The 15,406-nt window shown below is 60.1% G+C and carries 13 protein-coding genes and 1 riboswitch; of the genes, 3 read left to right on the top strand and 10 right to left on the bottom strand.

Annotated features, from left to right (window positions below; genetic code table 11):
* Window positions 1–15: 15 nt before the first annotated feature.
* The 5 genes from gcvT to V8J85_RS08505 all read right to left on the bottom strand — a co-directional run bounded on the left by gcvT (window position 16) and on the right by V8J85_RS08505 (window position 4,724).
* Window positions 16–1,116, bottom strand: coding sequence for a glycine cleavage system aminomethyltransferase GcvT (gene gcvT / locus V8J85_RS08485; protein ID WP_339953292.1), 1,101 nt, complete (start codon window positions 1,114–1,116; stop codon window positions 16–18).
* 152 nt (window positions 1,117–1,268) lie between these two features.
* A riboswitch (glycine riboswitch) is annotated at window positions 1,269–1,355 on the bottom strand.
* Between the two features lie 40 nt (window positions 1,356–1,395).
* Complete coding sequence (locus tag V8J85_RS08490) at window positions 1,396–2,622, bottom strand: type III PLP-dependent enzyme (protein ID WP_339953293.1); 1,227 nt, start codon at window positions 2,620–2,622, stop codon at window positions 1,396–1,398.
* Complete coding sequence (locus V8J85_RS08495; protein WP_339953294.1) at window positions 2,622–2,858, bottom strand: acyl carrier protein; 237 nt, start codon at window positions 2,856–2,858, stop codon at window positions 2,622–2,624. Before V8J85_RS08495 ends, V8J85_RS08490 begins: the two co-directional genes overlap by 1 nt.
* Before the next feature lie 73 nt (window positions 2,859–2,931).
* Window positions 2,932–3,459 (bottom strand): serine acetyltransferase, encoded by a 528-nt coding sequence (locus tag V8J85_RS08500; RefSeq protein ID WP_339953295.1) that lies wholly within the window; start codon window positions 3,457–3,459, stop codon window positions 2,932–2,934.
* A gap of 131 nt (window positions 3,460–3,590) precedes the next feature.
* Complete coding sequence (locus tag V8J85_RS08505; RefSeq protein WP_339953296.1) at window positions 3,591–4,724, bottom strand: SGNH/GDSL hydrolase family protein; 1,134 nt, start codon at window positions 4,722–4,724, stop codon at window positions 3,591–3,593.
* Window positions 4,725–4,845: 121 nt separating this feature from the next.
* Between V8J85_RS08505 and V8J85_RS08510 the strand changes: the two genes are divergently transcribed.
* Genes V8J85_RS08510 through V8J85_RS08520 form a run of 3 tightly spaced genes read left to right on the top strand, consistent with a single transcriptional unit; the run spans window position 4,846 to window position 9,330 of the window.
* Window positions 4,846–6,672, top strand: coding sequence for a thiamine pyrophosphate-binding protein (locus V8J85_RS08510; RefSeq protein ID WP_339953297.1), 1,827 nt, complete (start codon window positions 4,846–4,848; stop codon window positions 6,670–6,672).
* 1 nt (window position 6,673) lies between these two features.
* Window positions 6,674–8,305, top strand: a complete 1,632-nt coding sequence (locus V8J85_RS08515; protein ID WP_339953298.1) for a flavin monoamine oxidase family protein — start codon at window positions 6,674–6,676, stop codon at window positions 8,303–8,305.
* Window positions 8,306–8,307: 2 nt separating this feature from the next.
* Complete coding sequence (locus V8J85_RS08520; RefSeq protein WP_339953299.1) at window positions 8,308–9,330, top strand: hypothetical protein; 1,023 nt, start codon at window positions 8,308–8,310, stop codon at window positions 9,328–9,330.
* On the opposite strand, the gene V8J85_RS08525 is transcribed toward V8J85_RS08520, so the two are convergent.
* From V8J85_RS08525 to V8J85_RS08545, 5 genes are all read right to left on the bottom strand, one after another.
* A complete protein-coding gene (locus V8J85_RS08525; protein WP_339953300.1) occupies window positions 9,327–13,247 on the bottom strand; it encodes an AAA family ATPase in 3,921 nt (1,306 codons plus the stop codon). The two genes, V8J85_RS08520 and V8J85_RS08525, sit on opposite strands and share 4 nt — an antisense overlap.
* Before the next feature lie 96 nt (window positions 13,248–13,343).
* The gene (locus V8J85_RS08530) at window positions 13,344–13,739 is read right to left on the bottom strand and encodes a hypothetical protein (protein ID WP_339953301.1); all 396 of its coding nucleotides are present in this window, start codon (window positions 13,737–13,739) and stop codon (window positions 13,344–13,346) included.
* Window positions 13,736–14,278 (bottom strand): hypothetical protein, encoded by a 543-nt coding sequence (locus V8J85_RS08535; protein WP_339953302.1) that lies wholly within the window; start codon window positions 14,276–14,278, stop codon window positions 13,736–13,738. The genes V8J85_RS08530 and V8J85_RS08535 overlap by 4 nt, the downstream gene beginning before the upstream one ends.
* A gap of 97 nt (window positions 14,279–14,375) precedes the next feature.
* Window positions 14,376–14,513: a hypothetical protein gene (locus tag V8J85_RS08540; protein ID WP_339953303.1), complete on the bottom strand. Its 138-nt coding sequence runs from the start codon at window positions 14,511–14,513 to the stop codon at window positions 14,376–14,378.
* Window positions 14,514–14,516: 3 nt separating this feature from the next.
* Window positions 14,517–15,296, bottom strand: coding sequence for a hypothetical protein (locus tag V8J85_RS08545; RefSeq protein ID WP_339953304.1), 780 nt, complete (start codon window positions 15,294–15,296; stop codon window positions 14,517–14,519).
* Between the last annotated feature and the right edge of the window lie 110 nt (window positions 15,297–15,406).

Here is a 15,406-nt window from a genome sequence, read left to right on the forward strand (position 1 = left end):
GATGGTCTCCCTGTCTTATCTTTTGAAATTGGCCGGGGTGAAGGGCAGTCTCGCCACAGTCAAAGGCAGACGCTTGCCGCGTAATTCACCATAAAGGGTTGTGCCGGGTGTGGCATAGGCCGTGGCGATGTACCCCATCGCAACAGGCCTCTCGACCGTCGGCCCGAAACCGCCCGATGTAATCCGGCCAATCGCCGCATTACTTTCGGCATCAGCATAAATTTGAACACCTTCCCGCATCGGCGCGCGCCCTTCGGGCAAAAACCCCACACGTTTGCGCGCTATGCCCTCGGCCAATTCAGATGCGATCGCCTCCGCCCCCGGATACCCGCCCGCGCGGGCGCCGCCGGGGCGGCGCACCTTCTGAACGGCCCATGTCAGCGCCGCCTGCACCGGGGTCGTGTCGGTATCGATGTCATGGCCATAAAGGCAAAGCCCCGCCTCCAGCCGCAAGCTATCGCGCGCGCCCAACCCAATCGGCTCCACATGGTCATGCGCCAAAAGGATGCGCGCCAGATCGACAGCGGCGTACCGCGGCACCGAAATTTCGAACCCGTCTTCGCCCGTATAGCCAGACCGGGATACCCAACATTCAACGCCATTCAAATTAATGGTCAGGACATCCATAAACGCCATCTCGGTCACCGCCGGGTTCAACTCACCCAACACGACCACAGCCGCTGGCCCTTGCAGCGCAAGCAAGGCACGATCCGTCACCTCGGTCACATCACCAAGATGGGCCCGCATATGGGCAATGTCCGCGGCCTTGCAGGCGGCATTGACCACCACAAAGATATGATCGCCGCGATTGGCCAGCATCAGATCATCCATGATGCCGCCATGGTCATTGGTGAAAAACCCATAGCGCTGCCGCCCCTCCGACAACCCGATGATATCGACCGGAACCAGCCCCTCCAACGCCACCGGACCGTCGCGCACGATCACCTGCCCCATATGGCTGACATCGAACAGCCCGGCCTTCGCCCGCGTATGCAGATGTTCCTTCATCACGCCCAGACCGTATTGCACCGGCATCGCATAGCCCGCGAACGGCACCATCTTGGCTCCCAATTCCACATGCAGATCATGCAGCGGAGTTTGCAGCAGGTCAGACATATTGCGGCCCTCATCACACTGGCCGATCATCCTGTCAGGAAACACGGCACCACCTGTGCGCATCCGATCATGCGCGTGATGCCCCCTCTGTCCTTTCGCCTGAGATCGTTATCCCTTCGGCGGACGCTATTGCGTCACTCTCCAGAGTTCTGTCATCGGCACCGGTCCTATGGGCCTGAGAGTTTCCGGGGCGGTTGCTCCTTCGGCACCAGCTTTGCTGGTTCTCCCAATGTCGATGGGCGGCATTTTTGACCGATTTTCAGGTCCGATCAAGCCCCCTTAACCATCGGCGCCAAAATCACGACTGACATCGCTCAGCTGACCACCCTCGGCCAATATCTCACGCGGCAGGGAATGGCTGATGAAGTGAATAGGGCTCGCCGTCAGGCCATAGGCCCCGCTGGCATGCACGGCAACCACATCACCGGCGTCGAGCGGGGGCAGCTCCACCCCGCTCGCCAGCCGGTCGATCGAGGTACAAAGCGGCCCGACCAGATTGATCTTTTCCGCGCCCTCTCCGCCACCAACGCGGTGCATCCGGTAATTGCGGTGGATAACCATCCCGAAATGGCCCGAGGCGGGCAGATGGTTGTTCATCCCGCCATCGCAGATGCCAATCCGCGTGCCTCGGGACTCTTTCACCTTGATCACGCTGGTCAGGAAATACCCGGCTTCGCCGACCAGATAGCGACCGAGTTCAAGGATCAGTTTCGTGTCCTTGAACCGGTCCTCACCACGCAACGCATCCAGTTCCGGCCCGATCTCATCCGCGACCGCCTGCAAATCCAGCGGCGTGTCTCCTGCATGATAAGGCACACCAAGGCCCGATCCGAAAACCAGCTTATGCGGCGTGATGTGATGCGCGGCACAGGTATCGCGAAAGACCCGCATGAAGATGCGATAGTTTTCGCAAATCGCATCCGGCTTCAGGCATTGGGTGCCGGAATAGATATGCAGGCCGACAACCTTCAGATTGGTCAATGCCAAAATCTGCGGCAGCACCTCCGGCGCATCTTCGATATCGATCCCGAACGCACTCGGACGACCCGCCATGTGATCCCCAAACCCCTTGGGCACCGTGTCCGGGGCCAGTCGGATCAGGATATCCTGTACCAACCCATGCTCTCCCGCGATCCGGTCCGCCGCCACCGCCTCCTGCAGGTTCTCCACGACCAATTCGCCGACGCCACCATCGATGGCCTCTGCCAGTTCCGCTTCGCGCTTGCCCGGCCCGGTAAAGCTGGCTTGCGCTGCGGTCCACCCAGCCAGATTGGTCAGGCGCAATTCCCCGATCGAAGAGACATCCACCAGCTCCACATGCTGCGCCAACCAGCGCAACAGCCCAGGGTTGGGGTTGCATTTCACCGCATAGCTCAGGGCAAAGCGATTGCCAAAGGCCGCCCTTATCTCGGCCAGCCGATCGGCAATCTGATCAGTGACAAACACATAAGACGGTGTCCCGAACCGGGCCGCCGCCTCACCCAACAGGTCATCCAGATCGGCCATCAGGCCTTTTGGCTTTCCGCCAGTTGCACGATCCGCTCCACCGTATCGAAATTTTCAAGGGTCACATCCGCCGGGTGCACCTCAAACCGGGCGGTTTCCTCGACGAAACCGATGACATTCATCATCGCGACAGAATCCAGCATACCGGATGAAAACAACTCGGTCTGCGCATCGACATCATCCAGATGCAATGTCTCTTTCAGGTAGGTCACTAATTTTTCGGTGGTCAAACTCATTCGAAATCATCCTCAACACATAAACAAATAATACAGCCCACTTTGCCGGTCCCTCGCGGATTTGGCAACGTTTTCAATCATCCTTCGCCGGTTTCGCCATTATCGACAGGCGTGGGTATATCTTCGCGGGCGACCCGATCACGGTGGAATCCGACGGCACATCCGTACTGACCGCTGTATTCGCCCCGATCCGCACGCGATCCCCGATCTTGATTTCACCCAAGACAGTCGAATTCACCCCGATGAACACGTCGTCCCCGATCACCGGTGCGCCTTCGCCCATATTCGTGCCAATAGTGACATTGTGCATAACCCCGCAGCGATCCCCGATCACCACGTCGGGGTGGATCGACAGGCTGCCCTCGGCATGGATGATATGGAAATCCTCGCCCAACGTGACCTCGGGCGGGATCCAGACCTTGGTGACGTTCAGGATAAAGACCCGAAACACACCATATAGCTTGTTGGCGAACCAGCGCCCCACCGGGTTCTTGCGGTGCATGGCCCAGCGGCCGTAGCGATAGATGGCAAGGGAAACAAAGGCGGGCTCGGTAATCGAGCTTCCGTGGCGGTGATAATCGCCCTTGATCAATTCAAACATCAAATGCCCTCAACAAGGCCAAACAAATGGTTCGTACTGGTTACGCAAAGTATCAGTAATTTATTCGCGATGGTTGCATTCTTTTCCAGCAATTTCAGGGCCTCCGGGGCGAAAGGGGCGATTTTTCGCCATCAGGGCAACAGGGCATTGTCGGACAGATAGGCAATCAGATGATCCGCGATCATCCGGTGATCGGACGGCGAAGGGTGCCAGCCGCAACCTTCCTGGGTCATCGCAGGCACGGCACGCAGGTGGGTCCGACTGGCAATCCCATCCGGCAAATCCACCATCACGGCCTCATGCGCCGTCAGATAACCCGGCCCGAAATTCGCGATTGTCAGCAGGATGAACTGTGCACCGGGATACGCCGCCCCCATGTCCGTCAAAAACCTGCGATATTGCGCGACGAAATCCGCTGTCAAAGCCTCTTTGTCCGCCCATTGTTCCTCAGCCGACAGATCACCACCCAGATCGTTCGATCCCAGCGTCACTACGATCAAATCCGGCTGCCACGTCGGATGATCCGCACCGCCAGAGCCATAAACCGCAACCATCCCGGTGCCCGGACTGACCCCATCGTAATTGCGGATCAACCCGATACCCGAACGGGCGATCATCTGATAATCAGCATCGAAATGACGGGCGACACGCGGCCCGAATGATTGCGTGGTGTCCGTGAGGCGAAACACATCGTCCCCGCGACAATCCCGGCTCTTGGACAAATTGCCCAACCCAACAGTGTCTGAATCGCCGATGAACATGATCTGACGATCCAGCAACTGGGGCGCGGGGCGCGTATTGCCCGGATCCGCCACGAAAACACCCAACACCCGGCCATCATCCGAAAACGACTCGCTGATCTTCTCGATCCGCAAGGCATGCGGCCCCGGGCCGAAACCGGTCAAACGGATCACAGCATCGCCCGGCCGTGTCACCGTCACCACATGTGCCGGGGCATCATCCACGAAAACGCGGTAGCGGTTGATCGTATCGCGAAAGGCGATGAATACACCATCACCCGCGAATACCGCTTTCGCGTAGACGGCGGGCCAAAGATGGGCAAACCCGTCCTGATGCTTCGTCGTGCGACCCACGACCGTCAGTTCCAAAGGCGCCAATCCATCGATGGTGGTCCCGGCGATTGTCGCCGAAACGCCCCCCACCGCCTCGACCACGGGCAGGTCCTCCGCCTCTCCGGGCAGCATCCACCAAGCCCCCAAAATCGCGGCAATGACCACCACGACAGCACCGACCGCCAGACGCATCGCATTCCCCCTTCGGACCCCAACCTATCCGAAATTCCTAATTCTGTGCCAGAACGCATTGACTTAAGGTAAACCGGCAGCGCCTTATTGCGGCATTTCACGCAAGGCACTGAGGTCAAGAATGATCCCGAAAATTCAAAATGTTGCACAGGTTCTGATTGATTATCTGAAACTCGAAGGCGTCACCCATGTCTTCGGCGTCCCCGGTGGGGGGCTGATCGAAATGCTGGATGAATTTCGAAAACAACGGGACGAGATCGACTATGTCATCTGCCGCCAGGAAACCGGCGCGGCCTATATGGCCGACGGCTATTACCGGGTATCGGGCAAGCTGGGGGTTGTGATGGTCACGACCGGCCCGGGTGCCACCAACGCATTGACCGGCGTCATGAACGCCGAAGCGGGTGGGTCTGCCGTGCTGGCCCTTACCGGCGAAATCGCCGAGGTCTATGCCGGGCTCGGTTACCTGCAGGAAGGGATCGATGGCAAGCTGGATATCAACCGCATTTTTCAAGCCTCTGTCGCCAGTTCCACGATCCTGTCGTCAGGCGTCAGCGCGCAGCGGCTGATCGAATCCGCACTGCGCACAGCGATGGCAACGCCGCGCCACGCCGCGCATCTGTCGCTGCCCGTCGACGTGACATCGGCGCCCGCCATCAAGCTCAGCAAGAAAAAGACCGACAGGATACCGATCGACATGCCCGACAGCCCCGCCCGCTATCGCAGCGACCCGGCAGCGGCACCGTTAAGCGACGTACAGAAAACGCTCGAAATCCTGGCCGGGGCAAAACGCCCACTGATCATGCTGGGCAATGGCTGCCGTGAGGCGCTGCGCGATCCAGTCACGCTGAACGCGCTGACACGCTTTGTGGAAAGCCGGGGTATCCCGGTCATCACCACCGCCGACGGCAAGGGGATTTTTCCCGAAGATCACGAATTGTCGCTGCGCATGTTCGGCATCGCGAACTGCATGTGGCCTTATTATTGGATGACCCAGACCGACCCGAACTATGACGCGCTGGTCGTCATCGGTTCGGGGTTGGGCGAACTGGCGACGAACAAATGGAACCCGATGCTGCTGCCCAAGGGGCCGCTGGTCCAGCTTGACGCCAACCAACGCATGATCGCCCGCGATTTCCCCGTCGATCTGGGCATCGTTGGTGAGGCCGGGGGGTTCATCAACGCGCTCGCCCGGCTATCGGGCGCGGCACCACCGCCCCCGGATGAGGTCAGCGAACGCAAGGCCAAGATCGCCGAGATCAAAAAGGATCACTCACCCTTCCTATCCGACGCGGATTACCAGTCGGAAGACCGCCCGATCCAGCCCGCCGCCCTGTGCCGTGTGATGCAAGAGGTGCTGCCTGCGGACGGCACGATCATCATGCTCGACGCGGGCAACTGCGTAGGCTGGGGCGCGCACTACCTTGTCTCCAAACCAGGTTTCGACGTGCATTCATCGCTCGACATGGGGCCCATGGGCTTTGCCTCGGGCGCGGTCGTGGGTGCCAAAATCGCCCGGCCAGACGCGACCTGCGTCGCCTTAACCGGCGATGGTGCGTTTATGATGCAAGGCACCGAAATCTCGACCGCGCAGCGCAACAAGATCGGGGCGATCTGGGTCGTGCTGCAGGATGATGACCTTTCCATGGTCAGCCAGGGGATGGAGCATTTCAAAGGCGGAGAGCCAGAGGTCTGGAAAGACCTCTATTCGCTCGGCACACCCGACCTCGCGAAATTCGCCGAAGGGCTGGGTGCTGACGCCTACACGATCGACAGTCCGACAGATATGGAAAAGGCCCTGAAAAAGGCAGTCAAAAAGGCCGAAAAAGACCAGATTCCCCAGGTGATCATCGCCAAAATCGACAGCAAGGCCGAACCCCCCTATTACAACCCGCTTTATGCGCCGACCCGGTCCGAAGCGCGCGAAATCATCAAACCGGAGCAGTGACATGACCGATCTTCTCGACTTTGCAATCATCGGCGGCGGGGCATCCGGCATCTACACTGCGTGGCGGCTTGCGCAAGCGACGGACAAGGAACTCGCCCGCATCCGCGCCAAGATCGGCGGCCGGGGCCCCTTGAAAATCGCGGTTTACGAAGGGTCGGACAGGATCGGTGGGCGACTTCTGTCGGCCTCGCCCTCCAGCATGCTGGACACGCCGATGGAACTCGGCGGCATGCGGTTTCTCGACAGCCAGCCGCTTGTCCGTGATCTGGTCAAAAAGCTGGATATCACCCACCGCGAACAGGTCGTGGATGCACCGAACAATTACGCCTGGCTGCGGCGCAAGCATTTTCTGCAATTCGAAATGACCCTGCCCAAGGCACAACTGCCCTACAACCTGACCGAACAAGAAAAGGCCGTCGTGCAGGCAGGCACCACCCAATCCCCGGCCGAACTGATCTTTTGGGCCGTCTTCCAGGAATTCCCCGAAATCAACGGCATGCCGCACGAGGATCTCGTGGATTTCCTCAAGACCGCCAAGGTCGGCGGACGCGACCTTTATGATGTGGGTTTCTGGAACCTGCTGTCCCGACACCTCAGCCACGAAGGGCGACAACTTGCGATCACGACCATCGGCTATGACGTTCTGGGGGCCAATGCCAACGCGGTCGATATCATCTCGGAAAATTTCGACTTCACGCCGGACACGAAATACTACCTCTTCGATGACGGGTTCGAAAGCCTGCTGTGGACCTTGGCCGAGCAATTCTGCGCTCGCGGCAAAATCCATATGGAACGGGTGCTGGACAGTTTTGAAAATGCCGAAGACGGCATGCGCCTGACCTTCCGAGACGACGAAACGGTCGATGCCCGGGCCGTTGTCTTGGCCCTGCCACAGGCCGCCATTCAGGCGCTGCGCCGCACCGGACCGCTTTTGGGCTGCAGCAAGGTGCAGGACATGCTGCACGCCGTCGAAGGCATCCCGCTTTACAAGCTCTTCCTGATCTACGAACGACCATGGTGGAAAGAACAATGCGGGCTGACACAAGGCCGATCCGTGACCGACATTCCCGTGCGCCAATGCTACTATTGGTCGACGAACGACAACGACTACTCCGCGATCATGGCCTATAACGATCAGGCCAGCTCGAGCTTTTGGAGCGGCTATCAGACCGGCCCCCTGGGGCCACGTAACGCACGCGAAAACGGGCCACAGCTAGGACCAGAACCGTTCCAAAGCCGCCACGACGATTGGGTCGCACCACGCGACCGCGTGAGCGAACGCCGGTTCGACAACTGGAAGGCCCACAAGGCGCCCCACGAAATGGTGGTCGAAATGCACCGCCAGTTGATGGAAATGCATCAGGTGGTCGAGGCACCGTTCCCCATCGATGCCGCCTATATGGACTGGATGAACGCCCCCTATGGTGGCGCCGTCCATTTCTGGAATCCGGGCTACAAATCATGGGAAATGGTCGACCAGATTCCCCAACCGAAAGAGGATGTGAACGCCTTTATCGTGGGCGAGGCCTATTCGACCAGCCAGACATGGGTCGAAGGCGCGCTAGAGACATCCGAAATCGCGCTGGGTAGGCTGGGCATGGACACGCCAAGCTGGCTGGCAACCGGGACCTGAACATGACGAAGAAAACACCACGGATCCTGGGGACGGGCCATACCGTCCCGGGCAAGGTCCGCTACAACGACGATCCGGTCTTCGACTATCTGCGCAAACACCCGCCGCCGGGCTCCGACCTGTTCGCGGGCTACGACAAACGACATGTGCTGTCGAACGGCGAGACGATGATCGACATCATGCTGCCTGCGGCCAAACTTGCACTGGCGGATGCCGGGATAACCGCGGATCAGGTCGATCTGCTGATCGGGGACGGGTCGGTCGGCAAATACCGGACGCCCAATACGATCAGCGAACTACACCACCGGTTAGGCCTGCCCGCCCGGGCATGGCCGCTGCCATTGCAAAACAGCTTTTCACAATTCAACGCAGCATTGATGTATGCCGATGCGCTGATCCGGGCAGAGCGCGCGGAACATATCCTGATCGCGCTTGGCGACAACTGGACCCGCTATGTCAGCTATGAAACGCCCCAGGCGATTTCCGCCGCCGACGGCGCAGCGGCCTGCGTGATCGGGCCGACGAACAATACCTCGAAATGGGAATTCGTCGACCAGATCACCATCGCCGACACGTCCTATTACGGATCGATGTATATGGCCTCTGACCTGATCCACGACGGGGAAGAAGCCGCACCATCCCTGACCGAGACGGGCGATTATTCGCACGCCTATTTCCACATCACCGACAAGGGGATCAAAGGGTTCACCGAATTCGGCGTCAGGAAATCGCCCGATGCCGTCGCCGCACTTCTCAAACGACACAGGCTTGATGCCAGTGACGTTTGCCTTTTGACCCACCAGGCCAGCACCAAACTGATGGAACACTGGAAAGAGGTGATCAATCCGGGCTACTACATCCAGACCATCGCCCAATATGCGAACATCGTGCAATGCAGCGTGCTGTTCAACCTGTCCTGGGGGATGCAGAACGTGCCGGAATTCACGCAGGATTGGGTTGTCGTCCTGTGTCTCGGGCCCGACATGCACGCCAATGCGATGCTCTTGCGCCGGAATGACTTCTAGGTCCGGGCAAGACCACGCAGCCGGTCCGCGGTCCCCTTCGCACCCCAGTCATCATAGGCCGCCGCGGCGGTCATGAAACGTTCGGACACAGGGTCAAGCAACGCGGCATATTCCAGCGCGATCGCGCGGTCCTGCAGCCATGTATCGGGGCCCAGCGTCTCGGCCAACGCGGTCAGGCGGTCGGCGGCATCACCTGCACCACGCAATCCTTCCCAGATCACGCCGACAATGGCGGACTTATGGGCGAAATTCGCTTCTTGCAGCGCCGCCCATCCGGCAAGATTCGACAGTTCCTCCTGAATGGCGCCCGCATGGCTGTCGAGCGCCGACCGATCGGCAAGGATCACACCATAACGGGCAAGCAGCGCATGCAGCACCAGATCAAACTCCACCACCTGCCCCGCAATCGCCGGACGGACCGGCCCGGCGCGCTCATACCAGGTCAGCGCACCAGCGTGATCGCCCGCATAGCGATGCAATACAGCGCGCGCGGCGTGATAGAACCCGATCTGATTGGCGAACTCGGTCTCGGCGACCCAGCCGATATCCTTGGCCTCTTCGATCGCCGGATCACTGAACGACAGCGGCCCGGACGTCTCGCCCTGCAGGGCACGGGCCATCTGCATTTCAAGAACGGCATGCATCCGCGCGTTGCGCGTCAGCGGATGGGCCAGCGCCGCCTGCGCCTCGGCAATCACGTCGCGCAGTGGATAACCCATCTGCGCCTTCAGGATCGCCGCGCCGGAAATGTTGTAACTGGCATATTGCATATCGCCATCCGCCAGCGCACGGGCGGCAGCAGCACGGTTTGTTTGCAGACTATCGGCCAAAGGCGCGCGCCAATGGCCATGGAACCACGTGTCGATAAAGCCCGCCGCTGGCAGGGCGCTCCCCCGGGTCGCGGCATCCAGATCAAGGGCCGCACGGGACCATGCGGCGCCCGCCGCGCGGTCATTGGTCAAAAGCGATCGAACGATGGAATACATCGAAAAGGCATGCGGCGGCCCGGCGCGGTTTTCCATGACCAGGCGCATGGCCGTCGTTGCGGCCCAGGCAAAGATGCCGAATTGGTTCGACTGAAACGCGAACGGGGCCGTCGACAGGATCGTCTGAAAGCGCAACACAAGATCGGCAGGCGGCGGCTGCATGTCCGCCAGCAACGCCGTCGGATGACGACCATCGGTCAGGCGCTCGATCTCGGCGATGTTTGCTTTTGTCTCCTCCTCGAACGCCTCCGGCGCTGTGGGCACGGCCAACCCGGCAGTCCGCATCGCACGCAGACCAACCTGCACCGCATCCACGGCAAAACCTTGGCTGAACAAACGCAACGCCTCTTCCAGCAGAAACGGTACCGCACGCTCGCGTTCACCGGCCTCGGACCAGTGATAGGCCAGTTCCAGCAACCGACTGACCCGGTCTTCGCTGACATTTTTTTCGATCCATATCGCGGCATCGGCATGCAGCGCACGGCTTTGACCAGCGGGCATCTGGCTATGGGCGACCTCGCGAACGATCCCGTGGGAAAAGGCGAAACCGGGCAAATCGTCGGTGGCCTGTGGCAGCAGAAACCCATTCACCACTTGCTGGTTCAACTGCAGCGCCACCTCTTCGGCCGGGCTGCGCAGCGGGTGAATGTCGCAAACCAGCTTGGTCGGAAACGACAATCCGGCAACCGACGCCACACGGAGCGACACTTGCTCGCCCGGTTCCAACTGATCGAGGCGCTGCAGGACCATGCCATGCACCGTATCCGGCAGGGCCGCCGTTTCCAGCGCATCAGGGCGGGCAAGAACGGCGATATCGTCCGTCACCACAATCGCCTTGCGATCGACAAGGTTGCGCAACACTTCGGCGCAATAAAACGGATGCAGCTCGGTCTGGCGTGCGATTTTATCCATCAGCACATCATCGACGCGCTTGCAGCGCAACCGCTGGCGCACCAAGTCACGCAATCCCTGCCGCGACAACGGCCCCAGCCGCAAATGTTCAAAGCACGCATCCTGGGCAAAACGCTCCCATTCGCCATCCTGTCCCGGCTGGGTCAGGATCACGATCATCAGGTTGCGCGTGATCTCGGACAGGCGGGACAACACATGGCGCGATTCCGCATCCAGCCATTGCGCATCGTCGATACACAGACAGACAAGCTGCTCGCCCAACACATGCTGCAACATATCGACGACGAAATTCTGGATATGCAGCGCCCGCGCCTGTCCTTCGAGCGACGCGGTATAGTCTGTCTCTTCCAGCCCCGTCGGAAACAGCGCATTCAGAAACGGTGCGCTGTCGCGCAGATGATAAGGAAGATGCGCCCTGATCGCATCCTGCCGGGCCCCGACGGTCATCAACGGCATGACCCCCAGCAAATCCATCACCAGCGGGCGCAGCGCACTGAACGGCGCATTCTGCGCTATGGCCGAAGCGGATTCCAGTCGGAACTGCCCACCGCTCGCGTCAACATGCGCGCGCAGATGCAGCGCCATGCTGGTCTTGCCCAGACCGGACTCGCCCTCGACGATGATATTCGTGCCGTAAATGCCCGATGCAACATTGTCCCAGCATAGCTCGAGCCGTGCGCTTTCTTCTTCGCGGCCCGCAATCGCCTGTGACGGCATGTGGTGCGCCGGGTCCGTTGCCGGTGGCCAGCCCGGGGCTTCCTTCTCTTCGCCCTTGAAACGAAGCATCACGGGGCGATCGGCAAAGGCGATCTTGTCCGCGGTCGCCCGCATCGTGTTCTTGTCGACAAGGATCGGGGCCTTGTCCGATGCCGCAAGGCGCGTAGAACGGATCAGCGCATCGCCCAAAACCAGATCGCAACGGCGATCGGTATTGCCCACGATGCAACATAGCATCCGCCCAGTCGCGACACCCAGGGAACAGGTCACGCCCCTTTGCATCAGTGCAGCGTAGATTTCGCGCGCGGACAAAACGCTGCGCAGCGGATCATCCGAATGGGCATCGGGCGGCGTGCCGAACGTCACCATCACCGAGACACCTTTTTCGTCCACCGTCACCTCGGCCACATAACCGTCACGACCATGCACGATATCTTGGATGTTCTTGACGACCTCATCCAGCAGCTCCGCCCCGCCGATTGCACCTTGATCGAAACCGGGCAAGGCGACGCTGATCGCTGTAACCGGTCGCAATTCGGCCAGATATTGCGAACCCACCGTCTCGATCCAGCCCGCGGCAAAACGGGGCACTCGGGCAAGCGTCGCGTCCCATGCGGCTGGCCCCGGCACCGCCGGTTCGGCCGCATGCATCACCACGTCGGCGATCCGCCCCTCCAATATCCGGGCACCGTCATCACTCACGGGGTCCGAAACGACGTCTGTCGGGCAATGCGTCGCCGCTTGCGCAGTCAGGTAGATGGTGTTGGGCGCCTTGATCTCGGCGATCCGCGCCAGATCCGTCAAAACCTGCCCGACCGAGGCCGCCAGCCAGCGGCCATGCCGCCCGCCCAGTTGCACGGTATGAAACGGCCCACAGGCGATATGGTGATGCAAATCAAAGCTGGTTTCGCCCTGTGCGCGCAACGCTACCAGATCATGCGCGGTATTCGCGGCCCGCGCCACCGCTGCCGCCATTCCATCTGCATCCGCAGGCCAGACCGATAGCAGTCCATCACCGACAAAGGTCACCGGCTCTCCGCCATTGCGATGGATCGTCTCCAGCACCTTGTCATAATGATTTGCGATTTCACGATAAAGGGCATCCACCCCGTCCGCCCCTGCCGACAGAAAGGCGGCGGTATGGCGCGAAAATCCCGAAATATCGCACCACAAAAGCGCAACGTCCCTCACGGGTAGTGCCCCGCAGGTCGATCCATCCGGGGCCTCGGCCAATGCCGTGCGCAAGGCCGGCGGCAAAAAACTCAGCGCTTCATGGAATCGATCTGTGGATGAGGCGTTCATAGGCGACAGTCTTAAGGCTTTCCCGCCTCCAAATGCCATGTTTTTCGTGCAAAAGCGCTTGCATAGCGCCGCATTCAGTTGCGCAACGACAACGCGCTATTCTTCGAAATCGAAAATTTCACGCTCCCAAAAGTCCGATGATACTTCATATTCATGCGCATCGACCCGGTCGAACCGCATGCCATAGCGAACGGTCACCGGCAACAGTTCTGCGTCGCGTATCAGAATGTCGTTCACATTGTCCCAAATCCAGTTACCCAACCGGTAATTGCCATCGATCTCGGTAAAAGGCGCCGATCGTAGTTCGGCAATATGAACGTCCCATTTCTCTGGTCGTGTTGCGTCAAGATAGACCAGCGCAGCAGCGCGAACCGCTTCGAGTTTACGTTCCATCGGCGTCATTTGTTTCTCCTCCGCCTGCAGCCCGCGCATCACGGACTGCTGCAAAATCAGCGCCAAGCCACCATAGATTATCGCGCGCCGGGCAATCATGGGCAGGTCAACAGGGCGGGGTCTATGGGTTCTTCGCATAGGTTCTGACCCGGCGTTTGGCGTTGCATGCGGTCACCCGATTGTGCCGCACGTGTTGTTCCATCTTCAAGTGTAACCGTCTGACCATTCGCACTCCGCCCGATGATCCGGGGCGCACCCTGCGAATAGCCGTAGGACCGGTCGATCTGGCGGGTGATCGCGGCCACGTCGGGAACTTCCCGACCCTGCGCATCCGTCGTCCGCCTGCTGGGGCTGCCGGGAACACCTCGGGCGATCTGCCATCTTTCGGTTTCGACATGGGCCTCGATCTCTTTGTCGCGCGACGACATGGTCGCAGGTTGGCGCGTATGCAATTCCTCGTGAAAGAACGTGCCTTGCGTTTGGGCGCAATCCTCCCCGCGATTGATCCATACACTGCGCGAACCGTCTGGATTGCTTCGCGCCGTGCCTCTCGATGTGACCTGTCGCGCAACATTCCAGTTGCTGCCGTCGTATTCAAGAATATCCACATGCTTGGGGTCACGGGATCGTAATCGCACACGAGAGCGCGCCCGTCTCAACAAATCCGGGTCCGTCGCGCAAAGCCGCAACAGGCAGGTGATCAGGGCCTGATCCTGCGGTCCAATGCGGGCCGGATCACACGGATTTGCCGGGGGGCAGTTTCCGATCGGACAGTTTGCCGGCGTTCCGCCCTGCCCGCTTGCGGATGGCCCACTGTTCCCGCCCGGTGCGTTGCTCCCACCGGAATTGCCGCTCCCCGATTGTGTCGAACATCCGCTAAGAAACGGCATCGGCACCCCCCGTCTCTGCGTCACCGATCGCCGCCACCAGCCAGGCGTGCAACCGGCGGCGCAACCGCCCCGTTTGCGGATCAACGCCACCCGGCAATCCCGTCAGTGCATCGGCAATCCACGGATACAAGGGGTTGTTCAGAACGTAACGCCCGAACTCGAAATGCACCGCAAACAGCAGCAGGGTGTCATCCCGATCGTTGATCCCCAAAAACACGGCTTGGTCCATCACCGATCGCGCCAGCGCCTCGACAGGCCCGGCCTCGATGACCGCAACCCGTAATGGCGCCATCCGCGACGCAAGGCGCAAGCAAAGCTCAGGCGTGACCGCCACGCCCTCAGGACATCGCGCATAATCAAGTATATCGCGAAGCGTGATCAGCCGTTCGTTGTGGTATACAGCATCAAGTGCGCGGGACGCGACATAAAACTCATCCAGATCATCGTGAAACCGGGGAAAGCGCGCAGCCTCTCCGCCGTCACGCATCAAACCTTCGGCAACCCAAGCATATTGCGGATCACGGGCCATGTCCCAGCCCAGCAGCAATTCAGCCTCGACAAAGCATGTGATGGCATAGCGGGTCTCAAGCCCAAAGGCGATCGCACGATCGACCGCACCCGATGCAAAACGCCCCACGGCATCCTGCCCCGCTGACGCGCAGGTTTGCGGTGCAAGGGTGCAGCAATGGCTTTTCATTTCACGAACAAAGGCGCCAAGGCACAGGGCCTCGAATTGCTTCATCTGCTGCTTACTAATCGTCAGCATGGCTCAAAACAAATAAATCAAAATTGCCTTATGGTAGCACGTTTCGCCCTTCGACGCCACGGTCGTTTATATTTTGAAACATCTCGGTCGGCCACCAACGGCAATAAGGG

Source organism: Yoonia sp. 2307UL14-13 (assembly GCF_037572755.1).
Classification (GTDB): Bacteria; Pseudomonadota; Alphaproteobacteria; order Rhodobacterales; family Rhodobacteraceae; genus Yoonia.